The organism is Erythrobacter sp., assembly GCF_024305245.1.
Lineage (GTDB): Bacteria > Pseudomonadota > Alphaproteobacteria > Sphingomonadales > Sphingomonadaceae > Erythrobacter.
In genome coordinates this window covers 110,270-136,092 of the sequence record NZ_JAMWYX010000002.1, presented here as the reverse complement: position 1 = coordinate 136,092, position 25,823 = coordinate 110,270, and the positions used below count along the sequence as shown (strand labels likewise).

At 63.8% G+C, this 25,823-nt stretch carries 24 protein-coding genes and 2 tRNA genes; 21 read left to right on the top strand and 5 right to left on the bottom strand.

Annotation, left to right across the window (positions count from 1 at the left end; genetic code table 11):
* Nucleotides 1-5 precede the first annotated feature (5 nt).
* The 10 genes from Q0L48_RS03705 (at nt 6) to Q0L48_RS03660 (ending at nt 11,071) form a co-directional block, all read left to right on the top strand.
* Nucleotides 6-173 carry a hypothetical protein gene (locus Q0L48_RS03705; protein WP_296717399.1) on the top strand — a complete coding sequence of 56 codons (168 nt, stop codon included), beginning with the start codon at nt 6-8 and terminating at the stop codon, nt 171-173.
* Nucleotides 174-176: 3 nt separating this feature from the next.
* Nucleotides 177-1,637, top strand: coding sequence for a cytosine permease (locus tag Q0L48_RS03700; RefSeq protein ID WP_296717398.1), 1,461 nt, complete (start codon nt 177-179; stop codon nt 1,635-1,637).
* Complete coding sequence (locus tag Q0L48_RS03695) at nt 1,634-3,019, top strand: peptide MFS transporter (RefSeq protein ID WP_296717396.1); 1,386 nt, start codon at nt 1,634-1,636, stop codon at nt 3,017-3,019. Before Q0L48_RS03700 ends, Q0L48_RS03695 begins: the two co-directional genes overlap by 4 nt.
* Nucleotides 3,016-4,365, top strand: coding sequence for an MFS transporter (locus tag Q0L48_RS03690; protein WP_296717394.1), 1,350 nt, complete (start codon nt 3,016-3,018; stop codon nt 4,363-4,365). Before Q0L48_RS03695 ends, Q0L48_RS03690 begins: the two co-directional genes overlap by 4 nt.
* A 381-nt stretch (nt 4,366-4,746) precedes the next feature.
* Nucleotides 4,747-6,579, top strand: a complete 1,833-nt coding sequence (locus Q0L48_RS03685) for a hypothetical protein (RefSeq protein ID WP_296717393.1) — start codon at nt 4,747-4,749, stop codon at nt 6,577-6,579.
* 31 nt (nt 6,580-6,610) lie between these two features.
* A complete protein-coding gene (locus Q0L48_RS03680) occupies nt 6,611-7,252 on the top strand; it encodes a penicillin-binding protein activator LpoB (protein ID WP_296717392.1) in 642 nt (213 codons plus the stop codon).
* A 22-nt stretch (nt 7,253-7,274) separates the two neighbouring features.
* Nucleotides 7,275-7,403, top strand: a complete 129-nt coding sequence (locus Q0L48_RS03675; protein WP_296717390.1) for a hypothetical protein — start codon at nt 7,275-7,277, stop codon at nt 7,401-7,403.
* Nucleotides 7,400-7,906, top strand: a complete 507-nt coding sequence (locus tag Q0L48_RS03670; RefSeq protein WP_296717388.1) for a hypothetical protein — start codon at nt 7,400-7,402, stop codon at nt 7,904-7,906. The genes Q0L48_RS03675 and Q0L48_RS03670 overlap by 4 nt, the downstream gene beginning before the upstream one ends.
* Before the next feature lie 7 nt (nt 7,907-7,913).
* Nucleotides 7,914-8,726: a hypothetical protein gene (locus Q0L48_RS03665; RefSeq protein ID WP_296717386.1), complete on the top strand. Its 813-nt coding sequence runs from the start codon at nt 7,914-7,916 to the stop codon at nt 8,724-8,726.
* 89 nt (nt 8,727-8,815) lie between these two features.
* Complete coding sequence (locus tag Q0L48_RS03660; protein ID WP_367273998.1) at nt 8,816-11,071, top strand: ATP-binding protein; 2,256 nt, start codon at nt 8,816-8,818, stop codon at nt 11,069-11,071.
* Here Q0L48_RS03660 and Q0L48_RS03655 read toward each other — a convergent pair.
* Both Q0L48_RS03655 and Q0L48_RS03650 read right to left on the bottom strand, forming a co-directional pair.
* Nucleotides 11,020-11,673 carry a response regulator transcription factor gene (locus Q0L48_RS03655; RefSeq protein ID WP_296717904.1) on the bottom strand — a complete coding sequence of 218 codons (654 nt, stop codon included), beginning with the start codon at nt 11,671-11,673 and terminating at the stop codon, nt 11,020-11,022. The genes Q0L48_RS03660 and Q0L48_RS03655 overlap by 52 nt on opposite strands.
* Nucleotides 11,674-12,373: 700 nt before the next feature.
* A tRNA-Ser gene (locus Q0L48_RS03650) sits at nt 12,374-12,464 on the bottom strand.
* A 302-nt stretch (nt 12,465-12,766) separates the two neighbouring features.
* Here Q0L48_RS03650 and Q0L48_RS03645 point away from each other — a divergent pair.
* Together Q0L48_RS03645 and Q0L48_RS03640 are read left to right on the top strand one after the other, a co-directional pair.
* Complete coding sequence (locus tag Q0L48_RS03645; protein WP_296717382.1) at nt 12,767-13,807, top strand: peptidylprolyl isomerase; 1,041 nt, start codon at nt 12,767-12,769, stop codon at nt 13,805-13,807.
* Nucleotides 13,808-13,903: 96 nt separating this feature from the next.
* Nucleotides 13,904-14,419, top strand: coding sequence for a cyclic nucleotide-binding/CBS domain-containing protein (locus tag Q0L48_RS03640; RefSeq protein ID WP_296717380.1), 516 nt, complete (start codon nt 13,904-13,906; stop codon nt 14,417-14,419).
* 12 nt (nt 14,420-14,431) lie between these two features.
* Here Q0L48_RS03640 and Q0L48_RS03635 read toward each other — a convergent pair whose 3' ends face one another.
* Entirely contained in the window at nt 14,432-14,791 is a 360-nt protein-coding gene (locus tag Q0L48_RS03635; RefSeq protein WP_296717378.1) for a VOC family protein, read from the bottom strand.
* Nucleotides 14,792-14,794: 3 nt separating this feature from the next.
* The gene (locus Q0L48_RS03630) at nt 14,795-16,885 is read right to left on the bottom strand and encodes a bifunctional (p)ppGpp synthetase/guanosine-3',5'-bis(diphosphate) 3'-pyrophosphohydrolase (RefSeq protein WP_296717377.1); all 2,091 of its coding nucleotides are present in this window, start codon (nt 16,883-16,885) and stop codon (nt 14,795-14,797) included.
* 119 nt (nt 16,886-17,004) lie between these two features.
* On the opposite strand from Q0L48_RS03630, the gene Q0L48_RS03625 reads away from it, so the two are divergent.
* Nucleotides 17,005-17,904, top strand: a complete 900-nt coding sequence (locus tag Q0L48_RS03625; RefSeq protein ID WP_296717376.1) for a glycoside hydrolase family 16 protein — start codon at nt 17,005-17,007, stop codon at nt 17,902-17,904.
* A gap of 57 nt (nt 17,905-17,961) precedes the next feature.
* Here the strand turns inward: Q0L48_RS03625 and Q0L48_RS03620 are convergent, their stop codons facing one another.
* Nucleotides 17,962-18,357 (bottom strand): coproporphyrinogen III oxidase, encoded by a 396-nt coding sequence (locus Q0L48_RS03620; protein WP_296717374.1) that lies wholly within the window; start codon nt 18,355-18,357, stop codon nt 17,962-17,964.
* Here Q0L48_RS03620 and Q0L48_RS03615 point away from each other — a divergent pair.
* The 8 genes from Q0L48_RS03615 to Q0L48_RS03580 all read left to right on the top strand — a co-directional run bounded on the left by Q0L48_RS03615 (nt 18,358) and on the right by Q0L48_RS03580 (nt 25,693).
* A tRNA-OTHER gene (locus Q0L48_RS03615) sits at nt 18,358-18,424 on the top strand.
* Between the two features lie 36 nt (nt 18,425-18,460).
* Nucleotides 18,461-18,703: a hypothetical protein gene (locus Q0L48_RS03610; RefSeq protein ID WP_296717373.1), complete on the top strand. Its 243-nt coding sequence runs from the start codon at nt 18,461-18,463 to the stop codon at nt 18,701-18,703.
* Nucleotides 18,704-18,955: 252 nt separating this feature from the next.
* Nucleotides 18,956-19,663 (top strand): ligase-associated DNA damage response endonuclease PdeM, encoded by a 708-nt coding sequence (pdeM, locus tag Q0L48_RS03605; protein ID WP_296717371.1) that lies wholly within the window; start codon nt 18,956-18,958, stop codon nt 19,661-19,663.
* 98 nt (nt 19,664-19,761) lie between these two features.
* Entirely contained in the window at nt 19,762-20,280 is a 519-nt protein-coding gene (gene infC, locus Q0L48_RS03600; RefSeq protein ID WP_296717370.1) for a translation initiation factor IF-3, read from the top strand.
* A 270-nt stretch (nt 20,281-20,550) separates the two neighbouring features.
* A complete protein-coding gene (locus tag Q0L48_RS03595; protein ID WP_296717361.1) occupies nt 20,551-21,684 on the top strand; it encodes a DUF547 domain-containing protein in 1,134 nt (377 codons plus the stop codon).
* A gap of 93 nt (nt 21,685-21,777) precedes the next feature.
* A complete protein-coding gene (locus tag Q0L48_RS03590; protein WP_296717359.1) occupies nt 21,778-22,977 on the top strand; it encodes a DUF547 domain-containing protein in 1,200 nt (399 codons plus the stop codon).
* A 39-nt stretch (nt 22,978-23,016) separates the two neighbouring features.
* Nucleotides 23,017-24,183, top strand: coding sequence for a DUF547 domain-containing protein (locus Q0L48_RS03585; RefSeq protein WP_296717356.1), 1,167 nt, complete (start codon nt 23,017-23,019; stop codon nt 24,181-24,183).
* Between the two features lie 85 nt (nt 24,184-24,268).
* Nucleotides 24,269-25,693: a DASS family sodium-coupled anion symporter gene (locus Q0L48_RS03580; RefSeq protein WP_296717354.1), complete on the top strand. Its 1,425-nt coding sequence runs from the start codon at nt 24,269-24,271 to the stop codon at nt 25,691-25,693.
* Nucleotides 25,694-25,823: the final 130 nt, after the last annotated feature.

The window sequence follows — 25,823 nt, the reverse complement described above, 5'->3', positions numbered from 1 at the left end:
GGACAATGATCCGCCCGCAGCTTACCGCGTTCGAGCGTGAGCTGGAGCGCCGGCTCGCCATCCTTTCATGCGAAAAAGAGACCGATCGCCGCCTGCCCGCAGCGGACACCGCCGCCCTTGCCACGATTACCATCGGATCCTTCGCGATCATCCTGATTGTGCAGGTCTTCTAGCAAATGGTCGGCAGCACACAGATCGAAACTGCGCTTGCCGAAACGCTGCCGCTGCTGCCCGAGGAGCGCAGCTGGTCGTTTCGCGACATGCTGGCGGTCAAAGGTGGTCTTGCGATTGCCACATGGGGATTTCTGGCTGGCGGGGCGACCGGACAGTTGGTCGGCTTTGCCGATGGCGTGGCGGCGCTGTTCTTCGGCACAGCGCTGGGGATCGGCTTGTTGTCCATCGCGCTTTTGTTGCCGGTCTATCGGACGGGCACCGAGAGTTTCGTGTTCATGCGCAGCGCGTTTGGCCCGGCCGGCACCAGTCTGCTGGCGGTGGTGCTGGTGCTGGGCGTGGTCCCGTTCAATTCCGCCATCCTTTCAAACATGGCAGGCGATGCGACGCGCGAAGTGCTGATCGGGCTTGGCTATCTTGCGCCTGCGTCCGTGTGGCCGGTGGCCCAGGCAACCGCGCTTGGCGTGCTTGCGCTCAGCTGCCTTTTGGCCGCGCGGGGCAGCGACACCTTGCGGCGCCTGAACCTGTTGGTGGTTCCCTTGCTGGTGCTGCTGTCGGGCGGGCTGCTGGTCGCGGTGTTCTGGCAGAGCGGGTGGCAGGCCGTCTTCTCATCCGAGCCGCCCGCCTCGCCATTTGACCGGGCAACGCGGCTGATGCTGGCAACCGAACTTAATGTTGCGATCACGCTCTCGTGGTTCGGGCTGGCAGGCAATCTGATGCGCTATGGCCGCAGCGCGCGCGGGGCGATGTGGGGAACATGGATCGGACTGGTGCCGGTTTCCCTCTTGCCCGCGCTTGCGGGGCTGGCGTCCTCGCTGGTGTTGGGATCGCCTGACCCGGCGGGGTGGATGACGCCGTTGGTCGGGCCGGTGATCGGGCTGGCGATGCTGCTGGTGCTGATCTTTGCCAATTTGTCGAGCCTGACGGGGATGCTGCAGGGCAATGTGTCCACAATCGTGCAAAATTTCGGACCATTTGCGCGCGCATTCGGCTTTGCCGGCAATGTGGCAATGCTGGGCATTGTTGCTGCGCTGATCCTGCTGCTGGCGAGCGATGCCCTGTATGCGCGGTTCTATACGTTTGTTGCCTTTTACGGGGCAGTCCTTGCGCCGACGACCGGCATCCTGCTGGCCGATTGGCTGGTGCTGCGACGGAAAACGGTCGATATCCGGCCGCTGCACCATGCGGCGCCGGGTAGCGCATATGGCTTTGTCGCCGGGTTCAACCCGGCCGCGATGATCGCACTTCTCGCAGGGTTCGTGACCTATCTCGCGCTGCTAGAACCCGTGAGCCAGACGCCGGGGGCGGTGTTTCGCTACACTTCGGCGAGCCTCCCGGCCATTGCTGCGGCATTCTTCATCCATCTCCTGTGTTCGCGCTTCATCACGATCCCATCGGGCCGGGGCGGGTATCCGGATCTGGCAAGGGCAAAGACCGTTCGCGGGAATGTGGAACCCGCCGAATGAGCGAGCGCACATTCCTCGGCCACCCGCGCGGGCTCGCCTATCTCGCCTTCACCGAAATGTGGGAGCGGTTCAGCTTCTACGGCATGCAATCGCTGCTCGTGCTCTATATGACGCAGGAGCTGTTCCTTGCGGATAAGATCGGCCAGGTCACCGGGATCGAAACCTACCGCTGGGCGGTGGAAAGCGTGCTTGGCCCGCTGTCGACACAAGCGCTCGCAGGGCAGACCTTCGGGCTTTACGCCGGGCTCGTCTATTTCACGCCGTTGTTCGGCGGCTGGATTGCCGATCGCTGGCTGGGGGCAAAGCGGACCGTGGTGATCGGCGTCCTGCTGATGACCGCTGGCCACGCCGCGATGGTTTTCGACGCCAGTTTTCTCATCGCGCTGCTGCTGCTGATCCTGGGTTCGGGCGCGCTCAAGGGCAATATCGCCGCGCAGGTCGGCCAGCTTTACCAACCCGACGACGAGCGCATGACCAGAGCCTATGCGATCTTCAGCACTTTCATCAACATCGGAGCGATCCTGGGGCCCGTCGCGTGCGGACTATTGGCGCAGGCCTATGGCTGGCATTACGGTTTCGGCTTTGCCGGGTTGCTGATGCTCGCCGCGCTATGGGTTTATCTGCGGGGCGCCGACGCTCTGCCAGACGCCGTCACGTCGCGCAGCGAGGCGCTGGACAACGGCCCGATCACTACGGCTGAAGGCCGTTCGATCGGGCTGCTTGCGTTCATCTACGCGCTGATGGTCGTGGTGACGGCCGGGTTCGACCAGACCTTCAACATGGGCATGGTGTGGATCGATGCGACGGTCGATCTCGAAACCTGGCTGGGGCGTTTCCCGGTCGCTTGGTTCGTCGCGGTCAACAGCACCGCCATCGTCGTGCTGACGACCCTGACGGTGATCTACTGGCGTGCGCTTGCCCGCCGCGGGGTGGAACCTTCCGATACAACCAAGATCGCTCTGGGCGGACTGTTCGCCGGTGCCGGGGTCGCGTTGCTGGCCGTCGCTGATGCTATCGCGGGCGATGGCAAGGTCGGCATTGCGCTGCCGGTCCTGTCCTTCATCATCACCGGGCTGGGCTTTGCGTGGTACTGGCCCACGGTGCTTGCGATAGCCGGGCGTTATGCGCCGCCGAGGTTTGCCGCGCGGATGATGGCAGCGGCCTATCTGACCATCTTCTTCAGCAATATGTTCGGGGGATACATCGCAACGCTTTACGAGACCATGAAGCCCACGGTTTTCTGGTCGCTCAACGCAGGCTTCTGCTTTGCGGGGGGAGCCCTGTTCCTTGCCTTCGGCCCTGCCTTGACCCGCGCACTGGCAAGGAGCCGCACTGATGCGGCAGGCGAAGCCGCGATCATCGCAAGGGAACAAATCGCATGAGCGCCGGAGCCGTCATCAGCCGCGATACGCGCCTCGCCCTTCCCGCCTTTGCCGACAATTCGCGGCTGCGCCTCATATTCGGCACGCTGCTCTACCTCGCGCAGGGCTTTCCGCAGGGCATATTCTTCTACGCCATGCCCACCTGGCTCGCGGCAAACGGGGAGTCGACCGAGGTGGTGGCAATGGCTGCGGCGGCGGCGTCCCTTCCATGGAGCCTCAAGTTCCTCGCTGGCCTCATGATGGACCGCTACACCTGGCTCGCCATGGGCCGCCGCAGGCCCTGGCTGATCGGTTCGCAGATATGCATCATCGCCAGTCTGGTCACGATTTCGGTGATCTCACCGCTCGCCGGGCAGACCGCGCTGGTCATCGGGTTCATCTTCATGCTGTCCATGCTCACGGCGGTGCAGGACGTCGCTCTCGACGCGCTGGTTGTGGACCTCACGCCCGAAAACGAGATGGGGCGCATGAACGGCTTCATGTTCGGCGGCAAGGTGTTCGGCATCGCCGCCGGTATGGCCGGGACCGGTTATCTGCTCGAATACCACGGCTTTGCGAGCGCCATGATGGGAATGCTCGTGCTGTTCCTGATTCCTGCCACGGCAGCGCTTATCATCCGGGAACGCGCAGGCGAGAAGCTGCTGCCGTGGACCGGGGGACAGCGTTCGCCGGACATCACATTCGTGAATGACAGGCTGTTTCCCATTCTTGGGGCGGCCCTGCGTAATCTTCTCCGGCCGCAGGGTCTCATCACCGTGCTGGTGGTCCTGATCTACAGCGTTCATCAAAGGCTCAACGAGATGACCGATGCGCTGTTCGCAATCCGGCAGCTTGGCTGGAACCAGGCCGAGCTCGGATCGCTGATGGGCGCCTCCAATGTTGCGATGGGCCTCCTGTGCCTCACGCTCGGGGGATGGATGGTCGACCGGTTCGGGGCAAGGCGGATCGCCCTCTGGTCAGGTGTGATCGCCTTGCCCGTGATGGGCGTTTACCTGATCGACGAGACGCTGTGGGCCGATGATCGGCTGTATGTCGCGTGGTTCTTCATCAAGAATGTGCCGCTGTTTCTGTTCTATCTGGCCAACCTCGTCATCATGATGCGGGCTACGGCAAAGGAAGCCGCGGCGCTCTCCTTCGCCCTGTTCGCGGCAATCGTGCCGCTGGGTTTCATGATCGGTGCGGCTCTGCTGCCTCTGCTCGAGGACATGGGCGGATGGAAGGCGATGTTCGGCGCGAGCGCGGGGCTGGTCTTTGTCGCCGGCTTGCTGACCCTGTTGCTGAAACCTGACACCGGCCCGCAGCAAGCGGACGCCGGGGCTGTCGAACTCGACGGCAGGTTCGCATGAACATGTCAGTCCCCACCGGGCAGCTGCGAAAGCGTCTCGAAGAAGATCCAGCGAAAAGGCGTTGCTGCTCTCGACAAGCGCTTGCGCATCAGGACTGACGGAACCGGAGATCGTCGGCTCGATGGTTGCCGCGTTTCCGCCAGCAGCGGACATTCTGAAAGCGATCCCATTCCTGACGTGGCTGACTGGATGAGCGATATTCGGAACGGCAATGCAGCCCCTGTCTCGGCCTTGTCGCCAATCGAGCCGGTTGCGGCGGGCTAGCTTCGGGACAGCCGAGGCACCTAAATTCTTTTAGGTATCGCTTGGACATCACCGCACATAATGATCGTCCCCTGCAGCGCGGAGGGATCGCTGCGGCATGCAAATGGGGGGATTCTGATGAGCAAGGGCGCTATCGTGCGCGCGATGTGCGGCGCGAGCATGGTCATGCTTGCTGCAGGAGCGGCAGCCGAGAAACCGGTTGAAGTGCAGGATATCCGTCCCGTTCCCGCCGTGCCGGGAGAGAGCTACCTCATCTCGCTCGACCCAGCGAAAGGCCATGTGATCGGTCGGGACGGGCAGAAATATGCTGCACAGACCTTTTCCTTCGACTTGATGGAGAAGGAAAACCTGAGCTGCTCATACGTTACTGAAATTCCGGCGAGTTATCGCCACTACCGCGAGGATCCCACCTACGCGAAGGGCCCCCGTCCGGGCTGGCGCATGACGTCGGGCTATGCCGGGCAGGTCGACAACGTGGTCAATAGCTGCAGCTTTTACCAGAGCGTCAAGGCTGCGGGGAAATACGAGGTGACCTTCGTCGCCGCTGTGCCCAACCAGAGCGGAGCACTGCGGGTCTATTTCTCCAACCCGAGCGATGTCGGCATCGGCAATGCAACGGTCTCCTTCCTGAGTAACGCCCGTGCGGTCGATCCGGCGATGCTCGCCGGGCCGGTGTCGCGCGGACGCCCGATCTTCGCGGCCGACCTGCCTGAGGGCGGACGTGCATGGGTCGACGCTAAGCCGGAGCCGCTTCGCAAGTTCTACTCCGCTCTGTTGCGCGACGGCGAATACAATGCGGTCGCAAACTTCGCGAAGCTCGGCCGCGCGGCAATGGCGGTCGGTGAATACCAAGCCGCCGAGTGGGCCTTCGACAACGCGCTCGACAGGATCGAGGCGATCTATGCGAACGACGAGGCGGCCAAGGCCGCTCGCAGCAAATTCAACGTGGAAAGTATAAAGGATTTCAAGGGCGACCCCTACGAACGCGCGATGGCATACTACTATCGCGGGCTGCTCTATCTGCGCAACGGCGATTACGGCAATGCACGCGCCAGCTTCGTCTCCGCCGAATACCAAGACACGGTGTCCGAGGCCGAGGAATTTCAATCCGACTTCGCGCTCATGAACTTTCTCGCCGGCTGGTCGGCGCGGTGCATGGGCAGCGATGCCCTCGCAAATGATAGTTTCGCCGCGGCGGCCAAGATCGACAAGGCGCTCGGCGAACCTCCCGCCGGGGCGACGGTGCTGCACATCGCCGAAACAGGCCTCGGCCCGGTCAAGCTCATGCGTGGCGCAGGCGGCCAGATGGTCGGACTTGTACCGTCCGTCGAATACACGCCCGAGGGGGCAATGCCGACGTTCGGAGGAGCGACGCTCGCAAAGGCAGCCGACATCAATTTCCAGGCGACGACGCGGGGCGGGCGCAAGTTCGATGCGATTATGAACGGCAAGGTGGCCTTCAAGAACACGATGGGCACCGTCAGCGACGTGGCTCTGACAGCGACTTCGCTCCTTACCGACCAGCTCGGCGTGGCCGGCTCACTCATCGGCCTGTTTGGCGGGCTTGCCTCGGGCGCGGCGTCCGATGCCACCAAGACCCAGGTCGACGTGCGATACTGGGACAGCTTGCCCGATGCGATCTTCGTTGCCACCGCAGAAGGCGCGACAAAGGCGACGGCGAAGAGCAATGCGAAGGGCAAGGGCAAAGCTGCGGCCCCCGCTACCGCCGCGGCGGCTTCATTCGTTGGCGGTGCGGCGCCCGCCGTCACGATGATCAGCGACGGCAACCAGCGGTGCAGCTTGAGCTGGGCGGCGGACCGCTCGCCTGCGGCGCTCAAGGCCGGCATTCCCGGAACTCCCCAGAATGCACCCCAGATGCGTGCCAGCAAGGACGAAGCGAATGCCCGCGACGAGGCCTTCCGCCGCGCGCTGATGGCGAACGAGATATGAGCGTGCCGGCGCGCTCGTGCGGAGACATGATGTGAAAAGAATCGCCAACCACCTGATCGGCAGCTTCGCGCTGGCGGCCTGCGCCATCTCGCTGACTGTTGGCACGCCGGCGGCGGCCCAGAAGCGGGGCAAATCCCGCGATCTCGATGCCGGGATGGCAGGGCCTGTCCAGGGCGTGGGGATCGAAAGCCGCGATCTGCTCGCCATGTCGGACCAGATGGTGCGCGACATTCTTTCGATGCCCGAGATCGCTGCCCGCACGACGCCACCACGGATCATCGTCGACAGCCGGTATTTCACCAACGAGAGCTCTCAGCGTATCAACCAAAATCTGATCACCGACAGGCTGCGCACCAGCCTCAACCGGGCAAGCGACGGTCGGATGGTGTTCCTCGCCCGGCAGAACGCGGCGATGATCGAGGAGGAGCGCGCGCTCAAGCGCGAGGGCATCACCGATAGCGGGACGACCGGCCTCACCCGCGCGCAGTTCGGAGCCGACTTCCGGTTGACCGGTAACATCGCCTCGCAGGACGCGCGCAACGCCCGCACCGGACAGGTCCAGCGCTTCACCCAGATCACCTTCGAGCTGGTCGATCTCGAAAGCGGTGCGATCGCCTGGTCCAATTCCTACGACGTCGCCCGCGCTGCGACCGACGACGTGACCTATCGCTAAATTAACAGGGGAGAATTTCCGCATGAAAGCCGTTGTCCGGGCCACTGCCGCCCTCGTCGTAGCGCTCCACCTATCGGCTTGCGCCACCTACGAGCCGATGCGGCTCGATCCCAACGCGCAGGTCCCCGAAGCCGGGGAAACCGTCGAATGAAACTGCCCGCCGCGCTGGGTGCGGGCAGCCTCGCGGCGCTGGTCGCAGGAGCGGTCATGCTGACCGCGCTCGGAGATGGCCAGCCACTCGCCGCGCGCGAGAACCAGGTCGTCAAGTGCAAGACCGGCAAGGCGCGCAAGGCGCCCGGCTATGCCGGCGCGGCGCTGGTCGCCAACGTGCCGCGCTCGATGACGCCGATCGATCTCAACGCGGTGCAGTTCGCCGACAAAGCGCTGACCCGGGATATGGTCGTCGAGGGCCTGTTCGCCCGCCGCACCGAGACCGACACCGTCGAGGTGAGCGCCCGGTTCGTCAACTGCACCAAGCGGGCGTTGACCATCCGCGCTCGCTCCAGTTTCATGGACGATGTGCAGTATCCGGTTGAGCCGTCCTCGGCATGGCAGCGCGTGATCATTCAGCCCTACGCTACCGGGGTCTATCGAGAACGCTCGATGAAGCGCGACGAGGTCAAGTATTACCTAATCGAGATCGCGGGGGAATAGAATGCGCATGATCGCCGTCTGGGCTGGAGCCTTCTTTGCGGTGGCTGCGTCTGGAGCCCCGGCAGCCGCGCAGTATCGTGAGGGGACCCCGGAGGTGCTCGCAGCGCCTGCACGCGCGCCAAACATGCGCGCGGCTCAAGAAACGCGCTCCGCCGACGATTATCGCCGCGCCGGTTCGCCGCGTATCGTGGTGTTCTGGAACCGCGAACTCAGCGATCGCATCGCTAACGATTATGACACTGTCCTGACCGATCGCGGCGAGACGGCCGTGGACACTGCTGCGGAAGTGTCGCGCAATGGCCGCTATGCCGAAGGCGCGCTGGTCACCACTCGCGACCGCGAGGTTCGCCTCGGGCGCCGCGAGGTCGAGGACGATCGACGCGACAGTTTGCTCGACGAGAGCCGGGAGTGGGAACTGCTCGAAGCCTTTCAGAGCCGTCTCCAGTCGAATGGGCTGGTCCTTGTCGACCGCTCGCTCGCTGTCCGAGCCATCGCGGCAGCAGAGGGTGGTCCGGCCGACAAGCAGACCGCAGAGATGCGCGGCATCGCGGGCCTTGCGGACCTGATGATGACCCTGACCCAGACCGGCGCTCCCGATGCGCCGCTCGGCATCAGGTTCAAGATCACCGTCACCGATCTCGATAGCGGACAGATCGTCACCACACTGGTCGCGGAGGGGGAAGGCCCGCCCCGCGGCCCGGGCCGCTTCGTTGCCGGTGCCAACGGGTTCGAACGCGAACAGCCGCCCGCACTCGACGCCGCGCAGGCGGGCGCGAACCTCGCGTCCGACCTCATGATGCGGCTTGCAGGCAAGTGGTGATCGGCTGTAACTGACGCAACGGCCCTGTTCCAGGCATCTGCTTTCACGAGCAGCACGACCAGCGAATCGCATGGGGCCGTTCGGGGGGAATGATGCGAAAAATTGCGTGGCTGGCTCTGCTGGTCTGGTCGCTTGCCGCGTTTGCCACCCCTGCCCTCGCAACCGCGACCATCCCCGCCATCGAGCTTGTGCCGGGGCAGTCCGCTGGCGAGATCAAGGCCGACATCCGTTTCACGCGCGCCGGACACGAAGGCCCGCCGCTCGCCCGCGATTTCGCGTCCGCGCGCGCGGTAAGCCATACGTCGACCCAGTTCGGGACGGTCGGCCAGCCGGCCTACGTGTTCCTCAGACTGCACAACACCGGCGCGGAGCCGGGGTCGTGGATGCTGACCACCGGACGCAGCACAATTTCCGAGTTCACGCTCTACCGCCAGGACGCCGACCGGTGGCGCGTCATCCTCGACGGGGCAGACCGCGAACAGCTCGGTAAGGTCCTCGACCAATTCCAGGCCTATGCAACCGAAGTCGATCTCGCCGGCGGCGAGGAGGCGACCTATGTAATCCGTTTCCGCGACGAGGTTTCGTCCTGGATGCCGCTACGGATCGAGACCGCCGGGGATTTCTTCGTCGCGCGGCGCGGCAATATTGCGCTCGTCGCTGGGGTCGTCGCGGGAAGCCTGATCCTTGCACTGTTCAACGTCGTCCTGCTCGCTGCGACCGGTCGGCGCGTGTTTATCTGGCTCGGACTGGCCGAAGCGGCCTTTGCCTTCAACACGCTCCATGCCGAGGGCTACCTGACGATCTTCTGGCTCTACCGGCACCCTGACCTTCAAGGCGTCGTGGGCGACATTGCACGCTCGGCCTTCGGTCTTCTGATGCTCCAGTTTGGTCGGGAGTTCCTGGCGACGCGCACAGGCATGCCGCGCTACGACGTGTTCCTCAGAGCGACGATGGCGTTCGGCGTGCTGGTGGTGCTCGCAGCCTTCGTCAGGCTGGCGGTGCCGGCGTTGCCCGTTATGCCACTTCACGCCGCGGCTTGGATGTTCACGCTGGTCGCCTCTTCGGCACTTCCGGTAATCGGCTGGGTGGCGACCCGCCGCCACGGCATGGAGTTCCTGCCGCTGCTGATAGGTTGGTCGGCTCTCTCGCTTTACATCATCACGACCGCGATCGCGATTACGGGATTGGTGCCGTTCCTTGCTGTCAACTGGCACTGGATCGGTCCGATCGGTCTGTTCGAATGCGCCATGGCGACCCTGGCGGTCGGCCTGCACCTCCGCAAGCTCCAGCACGACCGGCTTGCGGCCGAGCAGGAGGCCAAGCGCGAACTGCTCGCCAGGATGGCGATCAGCGAGGACGCGAGCCGCCTCGCTGAGGAACGCGAGACGGCTTTGGCCGGCCTCAAGGCGCGCGACCGCCTGATCGAGATGTCGGCACACGATACGCGCCATGTCCTTCACGCGCTGAGCAGCGCCGTGTTCCTCGCCCGCCAGGCCGGAAGCGAACTTCCTCCGCGAGACCTGATGACGCTCATCGAAGCATCGGCCCGGCATCTGGAGGAAATCGTCGGATCGAGCGTTACCAGGGATAGCGGCGGGGGCAGCTTCCTTGCCCTCGGGCTGGTCGACGTCGCGCGGCTGCTTGAAGACCTCGTCACCATTTACGCCGCTGCTGCGATGAGCAGCAATGTCGTCCTCACGCGCGCCTGCGTTCCAAACACGCGGATCATCGCGGACGAGGCGCTGCTTGTGCGGGTGCTCTCCAACCTCCTCAACAATGCAGTGCGCGCGACGCAATCGGGCGTGATCGAGATCTCCTGCGAGAGCAGCAGCGATTGTCTCGCGATCACAGTGAAGGACAGCGGGCCCGGCATGCCGAAGGAAATCGCCGATTTTCTCTCGGGCGACAGCGAAGGCCATGACACCGGTCCGATGCCCTCGCGTTTTGGGAAGGGTTGGCGCGCCATACGCGAGACCGTTTCGCTGCTGCGCGCTGCGTATACGATCGAGACCGGCGCGGGAGGCACGCGCGTGACGATCCTCCTTCCTCTACCCGTGGAGGATGAACAGCCGATCTCGCTGGAACAATTGCAAAAAGAGTTTCCCCGCGCCTGCTTCATCGACGAGGAGACCGCCAGCCATGAAGAACTGCAAGACCGGCTGATGAGTATGAGGCCTGACCGCGTGCCGATTCTCGTCGTCAGCCGGGCGACTTCGGATAATCGCATAAAGGCTGCAGCCATGGGTCACCTGCTCCTTCTGCGCCCGCTGGTGCGAAGCATGATGGAGCATCCCTATGTGGCAGAAATGACCAGCCCCGCAGCCCGCGCTCGATCGACGAGTTGACGATTGCTGGTCGCTTCCAGCCTGCGACGGAGCTCGGCGAGGTGGAACGAGACTGTCGGCGGCGTGATACCTAGGCGGAAGGCGATTTCCTTGTTGCTTTCTCCGGCGGCCAGAAGCTGCAGGACCGCCAGCTGGCGCGGGGGAAGAGCGATATCCGTCCCAAGCAGGCCGGTCATGAGTCGCTCTGCCGTGGGAGAAACGAAGGTCCGCCCTTCGCGCGCGGCATCGATGGCGTCGAGCGCATATTGCACCGGATCGGCCTTGGAAACAACGCATTGCGCGCCAAGATCGAGGCAAGTGCGAAGCACTTTGCCGAACCCCGTCCCCGTCAAGATGATTACCTTGCACCTACCTGCATCGAGGATCTTCACCAGAACCGATGGGCCGGCAAGGTCGGGGAGTTCGAGATCCAAGACAACGACATCGACCGTGTTGTCCTTCAACCATTCGAGCGCCGGTCTTGCGAGCGGAAAACAGGCGGCAATCCGGATATCGCTGCGGGTGGCACAAACCATGCGCATCCCGGCATGGGCCAGTTCGTGGTCGTCTATAAGCAGCAGGCTGATCGGCATTTCTCTGTCCGCTTCGAAAGGTTCGTCCATCACGCGCCGATGCTGTTCGGCAATGTGCTAAGACTTCATTCGTCTGCTAGCAATCGGTTAAGGGCAAGAGAGCCGCGCAACAGCCTCCGGATTGACATGGTGCCGGGCAAGACTGCCCGACCGAGATGCTCGGTCGGATAGGCTCGGGCAAATAGGCTCGGGCAAATAGGAAAGCACTCCCAAGTTGTCTCGCCGCCCGCGCCGTCATCCATCGCTGTGGGTTCCCGTCGACCTCCGCGAGAATGCCTTCATCCACGAACAGAGAGACGAATGTGAGAGAGCCAGCCTTCTGCCACGCCTCGCCGCTTCTGCACTCGTGGTTCAGATTCGACGGCCGCAATCCACCCAACTTCAGTCTCTTCGGTTAGGTGACGATCGCGAGCCGCTTCTCCTTGCCGGAGAATCGGTACATGAGGCGCCAGAGCTTTGAGCCGTTTGGTCGGACCGGGAACCGAAGGCTGCGCTCGTCGGTCAGCTTGTAGCCCTTCCAAGCGGTCAAGCGTTGCGCGCCTGCAGATCGGTGAGGGCCATGCTGCTCTCCGATTTGGGGGCACCTTTTCCGATGATACCCCCACCGATGCCGCCCGCAAGGGTGAGAGCGCATGTCGTAATATGTGACGACATGAGACAGCCTTTAGCACGGCTTTCCAAGGGTGTCCTGTCCGCGTGAGACAGAATGCGAGGCAATAATATGGTTAGGTGGCGGAGCAGGTGGGATTCGAACCCACGATACGCTTGTGACGTATACACACTTTCCAGGCGTGCGCCTTCGACCACTCGGCCACTGCTCCGCATGCTCCTCGGTGCGCTATCGCTTCGCTGCTTGAACGCCGATCTGGCGCGCTGCCGCTTCGCTGGTTGAGCGCCTGTCAGGGCAAGCACGCGCCGATAGCGGCGAATGCGTGGTTCCGCAAGGCGGTGTTCGAGCGGAGGATTGGCCGGGGTGCGCGATCGTGGTAAAGGAGTCGCCGTGGCATAGCGCTGCGCGGATCCGGCATTCCCTGCGAACGCTGCCTCAAGAACCCCTTTCCGCCCCCCAAAACGCGTGGAAAGGGGTTTTTGATTGGGGTGGGAATGTGGCACAACCTTTTGCATGAGAACCGCTCTCCTCGCCGTTTCGGCTGCCCTCGCCCTTTCGTTGCCGCTGTCCGCTCAGGAGGAGCCGAAGGGAGCGCCTGCTCCATCCGAGATCGTCGCGGCCGCGCCAGCCGCCGATTGGGTGGCAATTGCGGCGGAAGATCTGCTGGTGATGACCCTCGCGCCGGATGCGGAGGGCAAGCCGCGACAGGTGGTGATCCAGTTGATGCCCGCGCCGTTTTCGCAAGGCTGGGTGCACAACATCCGCCTGTTCGCGCGGAGCGGCTGGTATGACGGGATTTCGGTCAACCGCGTGCAGGACAATTACGTCACCCAATGGGGCGATCCCAATTATGACAACCCCGAAGCGACGGGGACGCCAAAGCCGCTGCCCGAGGGGCTGAAGGTGATGGGGGAGGATGAATATGCTGCACAGATTAGTGCATCGGTGTCCCCCTATCTCTGGTTTAGAGATCACCGTGTTGCATTTGACGGCTTCGGCAAATCGGAATCCGTTCAGCTGCGTCCCGTCCCTCGGCGAGCCAACTTCTTCGATCCTTATAGCCCCATCGTAACCTTCTCGAGCGGATTCCCCATCGGAACCGCGTTCTCGCCTAACAGGCCACCAGAACTCGGCTGGCCCGTCCACTGCTACGGCATGGTCGGCGTCGGCCGTAACTATTCGCCGGACACCGGCTCCGGCGCGGAGCTTTATACCGTGATCGGCCATGCGCCGCGTCACTTGGATCGTAACATCGCGCTGGTGGGCCGGGTGATCGAGGGGATGCAGCACCTCTCCAGCTTGCCGCGTGGCTCGGGCGCGCTGGGGTTCTACACCGCCGAGGAAGCCGCCAAGCGCACGCCGATCCTGTCGGTGCGGGTGGCGAGTGACCTCGCCCCTTCAGAGCAACCCGCGTTCGAATATCTCTCGACCGAAAGCGATGTCTTCGCGACCTACGCCGATGCGGTCGCCAACCGCCGCGATCCGTTCTTCATCACCCCCGCCGGCGGCGCCGATATCTGCAATATCCGTGTGCCGGTGCGGCGGGCAGAATAGCGCGGCTGCCTTCCGGTCACCTTTTCCCTTACGGAACCCACATCTTTCACGTACGTTCGTATCCCTGCACCACTCACTCCAAGGGGAGGACACGACATGAAGATCGGCGATCGCAAGGAATTTCACAGCAAGGCTCCGCCGCTCACCTGCTCGCCGGAAACCACCGTGTTCGACGCGGTGACGCAGATGGCAAACAAGAATTTCGGCTCGATCTTCATCACCGATGCCGACAATTGCATCCTTGGCGTGATGACAGAGCGCGACATCTTCCGCCGGGTGATCGGCGAAAGCCGCGATCCGCAGACCACGCCGGTCAGCGCGGTCATGACCACCGATATCCGCATGGCGCGCGAGGATGACGATGTGCTCGGCTGGCTGCAGGTGATGAGCAACGAACGCTTCCGCCGCCTGCCGATCGTGGACAAGGACAAGCGCCTGATCGCGGTGATGAGCCAAGGCGATTTCGTCGCCTACACCTGGCCGCAAATGCTCAGCCAACTCACCCAGATGGCACAGGCGACGCTGGCTCCGGCGTTCAATCCGCTGGCAATCGCGGGCGGTATTGCGGCCTATTCGGTCGTGCTCGTTGCGCTGCTGCTGGCGTTCACCTGATCCGGCCGCCCGTCAAAGCTTCTGCATCAATTCGATGCGGTTGCCGAACGGATCCTGCGTGAAGAACCGCGCATAGCCTGCGACAGGCTTATCGTCGCGCGTGGGATAACCCGCCGCCTCCAGCCGATGGCGCAGAGCGGTCAGATCATCGACCAACAGCGCAGGATGGGCTTTGCGCGCGGGGGCAAAGTCCTGCTCCACCCCCAGATGGAGGTTGCACGATCCGCCCGTAAACCAGCATCCGCTTGGCGATAGCTGGGCGGGTTTGGCGACCTCCCGCATTCCCAGCAGATCGGCGTAGAACACCCGCGCCCGATCCTCGCCGCCGTGCGGGATCGCCACCTGCACATGATCCAGACCGATGATCGCCATATGCTACTGGCGATCCGCCTGCGCCACCGCATCGCTGGCGCGCAAAGCCGACAATATCCGGTTGAGGTGCGCCACGTCCTGCACCTCGATCTCGATATCGTAGGTGGTGAAGGGGTGATCGAGATGGGTCTGCACCAGACTGGTTACGTTGGCCTTGTTCTGGGCAAATATGCCCGCCATTTCCGCCAGGGTGCCGGGGCGGTCATACAGCGTTACCGATAATTGCCCCAGCGCGCCGACCGAACGGCTGCCCCAGGCAAGATCGATCCAGTCATTGTCCACCCCGCTCGCCAGTTCAAGGCAGTCGATCGCGTGGACCAGCACGGTCTCGCCCTTGCGCCGGATGCCGACGATGCGGTCGCCGGGCACCGGATGGCAGCAGGTGGCGAGATCGAAGGCGACGCCGGGTGTCAGGCCGCGGACGGAGATCGCGCGTTCGCGCCGGGTCCAGTGTTCGTCATCCTCGATCCCGGCGGTGCAGCCCGGAACCAGCGCCTCCATCACCTCGCGGTCGGTCAGTTTGGCGGCGCCGATGGCGTACATCAGGTCTTCGGGTTCATCCATCCGGAGCCGCTGCAGCGCGCTGCGGATCGCCTTCTTGCCGATGCGGGCGGGCACACGCGCGGCGATTTCATCGAACAGTTTCGATCCGATCGCGGCGACCTCGTCGCGTTCTTTCAGCCGCACTGCCCGGCGGATCGCGGCGCGAGCCTTGCCGGTGACGACGAAGGCCAGCCACGACAGCTGCGGCGCGGCGCCGGGGTTCTTGATGATCTCGACCACGTCCCCGTTGGTCAGCGGCGTCCGCAGCGGCATGTGCCTCCCGTTGATCTTCGCGCCGACGCAGGCGAGGCCCAGATCGGTGTGCACGGCAAAGGCGAAATCGACCGCGGTCGCGCCCTTGGGCAGCTGGAACAGCGCGCCCTTGGGGGTAAAGGCGAATATCCTGTCCTGATAGATCGCCAGCCGCGTGTGTTCGAGCAACTCCTCGGCATCGTGGCTCTGTTCGACGATCTCGATCAGGTCGCGCAGCCAGCCCACCTGCCCATCGGCCTTGTCCGATTGCTTGTAGGCCCAATGCGCCGCCAGCCCGAATTCATTGCGGCGATGCATTTCGCGGGTGCGGATCTGCACTTCGACCCGCATCGAGTTTTCGTACATCAGCGACGTGTGCAAGCTGCGATAGCCGTTGGTCTTCGGCGTCGAGATGTAATCCTTGAACTTGCCCGGCAGGAATTGCCACGTCGTGTGCAGAATGCCGAGCGCACGGTAGCAATCCTCCTCGCTGTCGGTCAGGACGCGGAACGCCATGATGTCGGTCACCTGTTCGAAGCTGACATGGCGTTCGGCCATCTTGTGCCAGATCGAAAAGGGGTGCTTTTCGCGGCCCGAAACCTCGACCCTCAGGCCCGCTTCGGCAAGGCGCTGCTTGACCTTCAGGGCGATGTCATCGACCTGCCCGCCATCCTGACTGCGCAGCTGCTCCAGCCGGGTCTCGATGGTGGCATAGCCTTCCGGCTCAAGCTCGCGGAATGCCAGCGCCTGCATTTCGCGCATATATTCGTACATGCCCACCCGCTCGGCCAAAGGCGCGTAAATATCCATCGTCTCGCGTGCGATACGTTGGCGCTTTTCGGGCGACTTGATGAAATGCAGCGTGCGCATGTTGTGCAGCCGGTCAGCCAGCTTGACCAGCAGCACGCGGATATCCTCGGACATGGCCAGCAGGAACTTGCGCAGGTTTTCCGCCGCGCGCTCGTTCTCGGGCATGGTCTCGATTTTCGAGAGTTTGGTCACCCCGTCCACCAGTCGCGCGACTTCGGGGCCGAAATGCACCTCGATATCCTCGATCGTGGCGAGCGTATCTTCCACCGTATCGTGCAGCAGCGCGGTGATGATGGTCGACTGGTCGAGCTTCAGATCGGTCATCAGCCCGGCGACTTCGACCGGATGGCTGAAATACGGGTCGCCGCTCGCGCGCTTCTGGGTGCCGTGCTTCTGTACGGTATAGACATAGGCGCGATTCAGCATCGCCTCGTCGGCATGCGGATCGTATTCGAGAACCTTCTCGACGAGTTCATATTGGCGGAGCATCGCAGATGAATATGTGCGCCGCAGCAAAGCGGGGCAAGGATTATCGCAGGATGCACGCGGCGGTGTGGCCATCCGGGCCAGCCGTGCTATCCGCAAAATCAGATCCGGGAGAGAATTGCATGAAAACTGCCCCCTATAAGCTGGCCCTGCTCGCCGCCGCGCTGGTCGCGCCGACAGCCTCGATTGCCGCCAACGCGGAAGGCCACGCCGTGGCAGCAAGCGCCGAAGCGCGCCCGCTGGTGTTCGCAGACGAGTTCGATGCCGGCACGCTCGACCGCGATAAGTGGAACGTGGTCGGCATGGATTTCTGGGTGAACGAGGAACAGCAGGCCTATCTCGACAGCCCCGACACGATCCGGTTCGCATCCGATGTCGCGGGCGCCGATGGCGGCGTTCTGGTGCTGCGTCCGGTCTACCGCCCCGGCGTGGACACCCGCGAGGACCGCAAGGCAGACTTCATCTCCGGGCGGATCAATTCACTGGGGAAGGCCGAATTCACCTATGGCCGCATTGAGGCACGGATCAAGCTGACTGCCGACGAGGGCGTGTGGCCCGCGTTCTGGATGCTGGGCAATGGCCGCTGGCCCGATACGGGCGAAATCGACATCATGGAATATGTCGGCGAAACCGACTGGATCGGCGTTGCCCTGCACGGACCGGGCTATTCGGGCGAGACCCCGATGGTGAACAAGCATTTCTTCGCAGAAGGCACCGACGCGACCGATTGGCACACTTATGGAATCGAATGGACGAAAGACGCGATCCTGTTCGAGGTCGATGACCAACTGGTTTACCGCGCCACGCGCCCGATGATCGATTTCTACGGCCAATGGCGGTTCGACACGCCCAAGCACCTGATCCTGAACTTCGCGCTGGGCGGGATCTATCCGTTCAAGACCAGCGGGATCGCAGAGCCTTACAAGGGCCTGCCGCAAGCCACGGTGGACCGGATCAAGGCCGGCGAGGTCGAGATGTATGTCGACTGGGTGCGGGCTTACGCGCCGGTCGAAGACGAGTGATCGCCCGCGCCGCGCGTCACCGGTGACATCATCGTATCAGCGCTTCGGGACTGCGGCCTAGCTCCACGTGGCCCGCGGCGGCAGGCTCATCAGGATCGCGTCGATATTGCCGCCGGTCTTCAGGCCGAAGATCGTGCCGCGGTCGTAGACGAGGTTGAATTCGGCATAGCGCCCCCGGTATTCGAGCTGGCGTGCCTCGTCTTCCGGCGTGAATTCGCTGCCCATCCGCTTTCGCACCAGTGCCGGAAACACGTCGAGAAACGCCTTGCCGACATCCTGCGTGAAGGCGAGATTACGGTCGAACGCGGCATCGTCAACGCATTCGAGATGGTCGTAGAAGATCCCGCCAACCCCGCGATGCACCTCGCGGTGGGGGATATAGAAATATTCGTCCGCCCATTTCTTGTAGCGTTCGTAATAGGTCGGGTTGTGGCCCATGCAGGCGGCGCGCATGGCGGCGTGGAACTGCTCGGTATCCTCTTCGAACGGGATCGGCGGGTTCAAATCCGCCCCGCCGCCGAACCACGCCTTGGTGGTGGTCAGGAAGCGGGTGTTCATGTGCACGGCGGGCGCGTGCGGGTTGGTCATGTGCGCGACCAAGCTGATGCCGGTGGCGACAAAGCCGGGGGCGTCGGCGCTGGCGCCGTTGATCGAGCCTGCAAATTCCTTGGCGAAGCTGCCGCGCACGGTCGAGACATTGACCCCGACCTTCTCGAACACCTTGCCCTTCATCAACCCCTGCACGCCGCCGCCGGGATCGGGATTGCCTTCCTCCTCGCGGCTCCAGGGGGTGTATTGAAAGCTGGCGTCCGACCCCGCCTCGCGCTCGATCGCCTCGAACTCGGCACAGATGGAATCGCGCAAGCTTTCAAACCACGTCCGCGCGCGCGCCGTCTTGTCAGACCAATCCATAAATCCCCGTTCACCCTAAACCTGTCGAAGGATCGTCCTTCTCTCGGACGAACGGGTTAGAAGAAAAGGCAAGGCTTCGACAAGGCCAGCAGTGACGGTTTTTGTTGCAGGCGCGCATAAAGCCAGCAAAGGAAGGTGCATGGTTCCCGCTATGTTCGCCCCCTTCCCGTTCGCCGGGCATGAAATGCTGCTGGGTCAGGGGCGTGCGCTGTACTGGCCTGCGGAGCGCACGCTGCTGGTGGCCGATCTGCATCTGGAAAAGGCCAGCTGGTATGCGCAGCGCGGCCAGATGCTCCCCCCCTATGACAGCCGCGACACGCTGGAACGGCTGGCGGACGCTGTGCGGATCGCCGGCGCACGGCGGGTGATTACGCTGGGCGACAATTTCCACGATGATGCGGGCGCGCTGCGACTCGATGCCTATGCGACCGGGATGCTGGAAGCGCTGACCCGCGCGCTCGACTGGGTGTGGATCACCGGCAACCATGACAAGGAATTGCCGCGCGGGTTCGGCGGCGCGATTGTGCCCGAACTGGAACTGGGCGGGATCATGCTGCGCCACGAAGCCCGCGCCGGAGAGACCGTGCCGGAATTGTCGGGCCATTATCACCCCAAGATGCGCGTGACGGTTCGCAATCGCCACATCGCCCGCCCTTGCGCCGTCATGGGCCGCAGCGCCGCCGGGGCCGAGAGGATGATCCTGCCCGCCTTCGGCACTCTGACTGGCGGCATGGACGCCGGTGCGCCCGAAATCTGCGCCGCGCTGCAACCGGCCAGCCGGATTGAGGCGCTGATGCCTGCGAGGGGGCAGATTGCGCGCTTTCCGCTGTGGCGGGCCGCCGCGTAAGACTCTATCTGGCGCTCGCGCGCGTTTCGCACTATGGAGCGCGCTGCACGTAAGCAACCACAGGAGAACACCCCATATCACGTCCACCCCGGCGCTCGATGGCCCCGCCCGTAAAAAGCGGCCCTCGGTTTGATACCATGATCAACGTACCCAAGGTCCGCGTCATCGATGACGAAGGCGAAAACCTTGGTGTGATGTTCACCCGCGAAGCGATTGAGCAGGCCAATGAAAAGGGCCTGAACCTCGTCGAAGTGTCCCCCAATGCGGACCCGCCGGTGTGCAAGTTCCTCGATGTCGGCAAATTCCGCTACGAAGCGCAGAAGAAAGCCAATCTGGCGCGCAAGACGCAGAAGACGCAGGATATCAAGGAAGTGAAGATGCGCCCTAACATCGACACGCATGATTATGACGTGAAGATGCGCAACGTCACGAAGTTCATCGACAATGGCGACAAGGTGAAGATCACCCTGCGTTTTCGCGGGCGCGAAATGGCGCACCAGCATCTCGGCATGGACCTGCTCAAGAAGGTGCAGGACGATGTTGCCGAAATCGCCAAGGTCGAAGCCTTCCCGCGGCTCGAAGGTCGGCAGATGCTGATGGTGCTGTCACCGAAATAATCCGCTGCACGGCGGACGGATCGTGTCAGGGGCAGCGCTACAGGGCTGCCCCGGCATTCGTCCCGACCGGCGACATCACGAGTCGATGAACGGTGGATGCCGTACGATTGATGGCGACACCGCACCCACCCGATATGCTATGGATTGTCCTGCAAGACGCGGGAATCGGATAGCTTTCCCTCGGCGGCCGCTCCCGCGCCTTGCGATCAACATGGCCGCGTAAGCCCGTCCGCCGGGCGGCCCGCGCCACAGACAGGAAGACCCCCGCTGATGCCTTTCCTGCACTCTTCTTCGCTGCGCCGCGCCCTGTTGGCGACGGCTGTGTCGCTGTGCCTTGCCGCGCCTGCCGCGGCGCAAAGCGCGCCCAAGGACTCCGATCTGGCGACCTTCGCTCCGTCGAAGAACCCCAACAGCGACAAGATCGATTATTCGATCTGGGACGAGGCGATGAAGAACCTCGTCGTATCGATGGGGCCGTCCCTGCGCGAAGGCGCACCGCGTCCCGACCCCAGCTATGGCACCCGCCGCCAGTACGGCCACGTGTCGCGGTACCGGCTTGAAGGCACGCGGGTGATGTTCAGCTTCCTTGATGACGACATCATCGCCAGCTTCACCGAATACCGCAAGGATCTGGAGAATACGGCCAACCTCGTCGACATTCAGGCGCTGTCCCGCAACGAACAGCTCGCCTACTGGATCAACCTCCACAATGTCGCGATGGTGGAGCAGATCGCCAATGCCTGGCCGGTGCGCCAGCCGCGCGAGATCAAGGTGGGCGGCGTCCTGCTGGATGATGCGCGCTTCATTACCGTCGAAGGCATCAAGCTGTCGCCGCGCGATATCCGCGAAAAGATCGTCTATCGCCACTGGAACGATCCGATGGTGATCTACGGCTTCTGGCGCGGCGAGATCGGCAGCCCATCGTTGCAGAAGGAAGCCTTCAACGCCGATAATGTCGCGCGCCTGCTGACCCGCGGGGCGAATGATTTCATCAATTCGCTGCGCGGCACGCAGGAACTGGGCGACAGGCTGCAGGTGGCGACCATCTACAAGGAAGCGGCGCCGTACTTCTTCCCCGATTTCGAGAAAGACCTGCGCGCTCATCTGACGCGTTATGCCGATCAGGATACGTCGGCCTTGCTCGCCAAGACCCGCGGCGCCGAACCCAAGATCGCCGAGCACGACATCGCCGATCTTGCCGGCGGTGTGCGCGAACCGTCCTACACCAACATCACGTCGAACGGTGTCTCCACCAGTTTCCGCATCCCGCAGGCGATGACCGCGCTTTTGCGCGAGCGCGAGACGAAGTTCCAGGAGATCATCCGCAAGGGCCGGACCGGCACGGTCACTTTCAGCAATATCGACCTGCCCGGCGACCCCGAAGACAAGGGCGAGGTGGAGTAGCCAGCCCACCTTACAATCCATTCATCTCCGGTTTATCTGCTTGAGATATATTCTCTTTCGGACGGGCCTTTTCCCTCTGGTGGGAGAGATGACGTGGTGCCGCAATCCCTGATTTGTCTGGCTGCCGGCATGATGCTGGCCGCACCGGCTGCGGCATCTGCCGTGCCGGATCGTTCCAGCATTCAACCGGACCAGCCCCCGGCGATGCAGTTCGTGCAGCCGAGCGGCGGCGGAGTTCTCGAGCCCGAAAGCGAGCGCGATCGGCTCGCCATTTTCGCGCCCACCGCCGATCCGATCCGCCACCGGATCGATTACGAAATCTGGGACTGGGCGCTGAAGAACATCGTTCTTTCGATGGGCCCTTCCACCCGGCAAGGGGCGCGACGGGTCGATCCGGTGCTGGGCACCCGGGTCAAGCAGGGGCCGCAATCGCGCTACCGGCTGGAAGGCTCGCTGGTGCTGTTCAACTTCCTCGACAAGGAAGTGATCGCGAGCTTCACCGAATACCGGCAGGATCTGGAACGGGTGGCCGACACGCTCGACATCGCCGCCCTGCCCCGCAACGAACAACTCGCCTTCTGGCTCAATCTCCACAATGTCGCGCTGCTGGAACAGCTGGTGCGCGAATGGCCGCTGCGCGAGCCGCGCGAAGTCACAGTGGACGGCGTCCCGCTCGACGATGCCACGATCGCCACCTTACGCGGCATTCCCGTGTCGCTGCGCGATATCCGCGAGAACATCGTGTTCCGTCACTGGCGCGACCCCAAGGTGATCTACGGTTTCTGGCGCGGCGAGATCGGCGGGCCGGAGCTGCAACGCTTTGCCTTCAACGGGGCCAATGTCGGCTCGCTCCTCGATCTGGCGGCGATGGACTTCGTCAACTCGCTGCGCGGAACGCAAAAGCTGGGTGACCGTCTTGAAGTGGCCACGCTCTATGCCGAAGTAGCGCCGTTCTATTTCCCCGACTTCGAAGCTGATCTGCGCGCCCACCTGACGGAGTATGCCGAACCGGAAGTGGCCGAGATCGTGGCAGCGACCCGGCTTACCCGCGCCGCGATCAACGAGCACGACATTGCCGATTTTTCCGGAGGCGCGCGCCCGGCCAATTATCTTTTCACCTCGTCCAGCAGCGGAGTGCAATCCAGCCGGGTCGGCGAGGCCGGGGCGAACCTGCTGGCCGAGCGCCAACGCAAGCTGCAACGGCTGCGGTCGCGCGGTGAGCCGAGGGGCCGGGTGTTCTTTTCCAACATCGTCCTGCCGGGCGACCCGCCGAACAAGAACGCCGTCGAATGACACCGCATCGGAGGGGCTGACGTAACGAAAGGAATAGCCATGAAAACCGGTTTTCTGATGGGCCTGCTGGCAACCGCCATGGTGCCCGTCCCGGCCTTCGCCAATGCTGCTGCTACCACCACCGCCGCTGGCGAACCTTCGGCCTTCGACCGCTTTGCCCCGGCCACCGAACGCCGCGATCACCGGCTCGATTGGCAGCATTGGGACGAGGCACTGGCCTGGCTGGTGATCCCGATGGGCCCGTCGATCCGCGACGGCGCGCCAAGGGTCGAACCGGTGGTCGGCAGCCGCATCGTCTATGGCCACGAATCGCGCTACCGGCTGGAAGGCAACCGCGTCGCGCTTTCCTTTGTCGAACCCGAAATTCTCGGCGCATTGTCCGACTACCGCGCCGATCTCGAACGGATCGGGAGCAAGCTCGATCTGGCGCGCCTGCCGCGCAACGAACAGCTCGCCTACTGGATCAACCTGCACAATGTCGCAGTGATCGAGGCGTTGGCGAAAGCCTATCCGCTGACCGATACGGCCCATCTGCGCTTTGGCGAAGAGCAGGCGGGTCTGCACGATGCCAAGCTGGTGCGGGTCAAAGGCGTCGCGCTGTCGCCGCGCGATATTCGCGAGCGGATCGTCTATCCAAACTGGCGCGATCCCAAGGTGATCTACGGCTTCTGGCACGGCGCAATCGGTAGCCCATCGATCCAGCGGATGGCCTATACCGGCAGCAACGTCGATGCCCTGCTGGCGTTGTCGGGCGAGGAGTTCGTGAATTCGCTGCGCGGGGTCGAGGCGTGGGGCGGCAGCTTGCAGGTGAGCCCGATCTACAGCGAAGCCGCGCCCTTCTACTTCGCCGACGACGCCGCGCTGCACGATCACCTGCGCCAATTTGCCGCCGATGACGTGGGCAAACTGCTGCGCAAGCACCGGCGCGTGGACTACAAGCGCTTCGACACCGACCTGGCCGATATGGCGCGGGGAGAGCGCGACCCGTCGATCAACAACGTACGGTCGCAGGCCGGCGGGCTGGCGGCGTTCGAAGCAGACATAACGCAGCCGATTCCTTTCCGTCCCAATCAGGCGATCATGCGGCTGATGACGGAGCGGGCGGTCAAGCTGGCGCGCGCTGCCGATCAGGGCATCCGCACCGGGATGGTGATCTATGGCGACAATGGCTATTCCCCCGATGATCCGGTGAGCGAAGTCGAATAGGGCGTAACCGGACGGCGGGACTTGCCCCTGCACCCGCCGCACTGTTACCCCCTTGACGGGTGAGACAAAGGGGAACCTGCCAGTCATGAACGCGCGCGCCATCGGCCTGATCATCGGCCCGCTGGCGTTCGCGCTGACAATCCTGGTGCCGCCGCCGGCCGGGATGCTGCCGGGCGCATGGCTGGTCGCCGGGCTGGTGGTGTGGATGGCCGCCTGGTGGATGACCGAGGCGGTGCCGATGACGGTGACGGCGCTGCTGCCGTTCCTGGTCCTGCCGCTGGCCGGAGTCGCCACCGCCGATGCCACGGCAAGCGACTATTTCTCGCCAATCCTGTTCCTGCTGCTGGGCGGCGCATTCATTGCGCTGGCGATCGAGCGAACCGGATTGCACCGCCGGCTGAGCCTCGCCATCCTGCGCGTGGTGGGCGCCAATGGCGGCCCCGGACGGCTGCTGCTGGCCTTCATGATCGCCGCTGCGCTGCTATCGATGCTGATCTCCAACACCTCGACCGCGCTGATCATGATGCCGATGGCGCTCGCAGTGCTGCAAGGTGGCAGAGGCGCAGGCAGCGATGGCGAGCCTGTCCGGCAGGAAGGCATCGATGGCGCGCTGCCGATGGGGATCGCCTTTGCCGCCAGCATCGGCGGACTGGGTACCATTGTCGGATCGCCCACCAATGCGATTGCGGTGGGGTTGCTGGACACGATCTCGGGCGTGCGGATCAGCTTTGCCCAGTGGTCGCTTTACGGCGTGCCGGTGGTGCTGGTGGGGGTGCCGCTGGCAGCGTGGATCATCGGCCGGGTGCAGGGCATTGCCGCGCAAACCTTCGATCTTGCCGCTGCCCGCGCGGCCATCGCCACCCCTGCGCAGTGGAGCGCGGCAGAGCTGCGGCTGGCGGTGCTGGTCGCCCTGACCTTTACAGGCTGGGTTACGCAGCCGCTGCTGGCGCCGCTGCTGCCGCCGGGCGCGTGGACGGACGGGTCGATCGCCACCTTCGGCGCGCTGGCGCTGTTCCTCATCCCCGACGGGACAGGCCGCAGTCTGCTGGTGTGGGACGAGGCCAAGGCTGCCCCGTGGAGCGTCATTTTCATGTTCGGCGGCGGGCTGGCGCTGGCGGGCGGCATGCAGGGATCGGGCCTGACCGATTGGGTGGGAGAGGCGCTGTTACCGCTCGAATACTGGCCGCTGCTGCTGGTCGCGCTGGCGGTGACGGCGCTCGTGATTGTCGTCACCGAATTCGCCAGCAATGTCGCGACCGCCACCGGAATCATCCCGGTGGTCGCCGCGCTGGTGGTGGCGCTGGGGGCCGATCCAGTGCTGCTCGCGTTGCCGGCTGCACTGGCGGCGAGCTGGGGCTTCATGCTGCCAGCGGGCACCGGCCCCAATGCCATCGCGTGGGGCACCGGGCGGATCACGATCGGGCGGATGGTTACGGCGGGCGCGCTGCTCGATGTGGCGGGCGTGTTCCTGATCGTTGGCGTAGTGTGGGGCATCGCTGCGCTCGTCTGAACTGACGATCTGCCCGTCTGAAAGCCGGCCCGCGCAGCTTGCAAGCCGCCAGCCTGCGCGATACCTGACGGCCAGCAACGCGGAAGCAGCGGAGAGGCGTTCCTGAGGAGGTTAGGAACGGGCGCCCTGC

Bases quoted from the DNA above. Each gene is read 5' to 3' on its own strand.
- Q0L48_RS03705 (WP_296717399.1), top strand. From the start codon at position 6: ATGATCCGCCCGCAGCTTACCGCGTTCGAGCGTGAGCTGGAGCGCCGG.
- Q0L48_RS03700 (WP_296717398.1), top strand. From the start codon at position 177: ATGGTCGGCAGCACACAGATCGAAACTGCGCTTGCCGAAACGCTGCCG.
- Q0L48_RS03695 (WP_296717396.1), top strand. From the start codon at position 1,634: ATGAGCGAGCGCACATTCCTCGGCCACCCGCGCGGGCTCGCCTATCTC.
- Q0L48_RS03690 (WP_296717394.1), top strand. From the start codon at position 3,016: ATGAGCGCCGGAGCCGTCATCAGCCGCGATACGCGCCTCGCCCTTCCC.
- Q0L48_RS03685 (WP_296717393.1), top strand. From the start codon at position 4,747: ATGAGCAAGGGCGCTATCGTGCGCGCGATGTGCGGCGCGAGCATGGTC.
- Q0L48_RS03675 (WP_296717390.1), top strand. From the start codon at position 7,275: ATGAAAGCCGTTGTCCGGGCCACTGCCGCCCTCGTCGTAGCGCTCCAC.
- Q0L48_RS03670 (WP_296717388.1), top strand. From the start codon at position 7,400: ATGAAACTGCCCGCCGCGCTGGGTGCGGGCAGCCTCGCGGCGCTGGTC.
- Q0L48_RS03665 (WP_296717386.1), top strand. From the start codon at position 7,914: ATGATCGCCGTCTGGGCTGGAGCCTTCTTTGCGGTGGCTGCGTCTGGA.
- Q0L48_RS03660 (WP_367273998.1), top strand. From the start codon at position 8,816: ATGATGCGAAAAATTGCGTGGCTGGCTCTGCTGGTCTGGTCGCTTGCC.
- Q0L48_RS03655 (WP_296717904.1), bottom strand. From the start codon at position 11,673: ATGGACGAACCTTTCGAAGCGGACAGAGAAATGCCGATCAGCCTGCTG.
- Q0L48_RS03645 (WP_296717382.1), top strand. From the start codon at position 12,767: ATGAGAACCGCTCTCCTCGCCGTTTCGGCTGCCCTCGCCCTTTCGTTG.
- Q0L48_RS03640 (WP_296717380.1), top strand. From the start codon at position 13,904: ATGAAGATCGGCGATCGCAAGGAATTTCACAGCAAGGCTCCGCCGCTC.
- Q0L48_RS03635 (WP_296717378.1), bottom strand. From the start codon at position 14,791: ATGGCGATCATCGGTCTGGATCATGTGCAGGTGGCGATCCCGCACGGC.
- Q0L48_RS03630 (WP_296717377.1), bottom strand. From the start codon at position 16,885: ATGCTCCGCCAATATGAACTCGTCGAGAAGGTTCTCGAATACGATCCG.
- Q0L48_RS03625 (WP_296717376.1), top strand. From the start codon at position 17,005: ATGAAAACTGCCCCCTATAAGCTGGCCCTGCTCGCCGCCGCGCTGGTC.
- Q0L48_RS03620 (WP_296717374.1), bottom strand. From the start codon at position 18,357: ATGCGCGCCGCCTGCATGGGCCACAACCCGACCTATTACGAACGCTAC.
- Q0L48_RS03610 (WP_296717373.1), top strand. From the start codon at position 18,461: ATGTGCACGGCGGGCGCGTGCGGGTTGGTCATGTGCGCGACCAAGCTG.
- pdeM (WP_296717371.1), top strand. From the start codon at position 18,956: ATGGTTCCCGCTATGTTCGCCCCCTTCCCGTTCGCCGGGCATGAAATG.
- infC (WP_296717370.1), top strand. From the start codon at position 19,762: ATGGCCCCGCCCGTAAAAAGCGGCCCTCGGTTTGATACCATGATCAAC.
- Q0L48_RS03595 (WP_296717361.1), top strand. From the start codon at position 20,551: ATGCCTTTCCTGCACTCTTCTTCGCTGCGCCGCGCCCTGTTGGCGACG.
- Q0L48_RS03585 (WP_296717356.1), top strand. From the start codon at position 23,017: ATGAAAACCGGTTTTCTGATGGGCCTGCTGGCAACCGCCATGGTGCCC.
- Q0L48_RS03580 (WP_296717354.1), top strand. From the start codon at position 24,269: ATGAACGCGCGCGCCATCGGCCTGATCATCGGCCCGCTGGCGTTCGCG.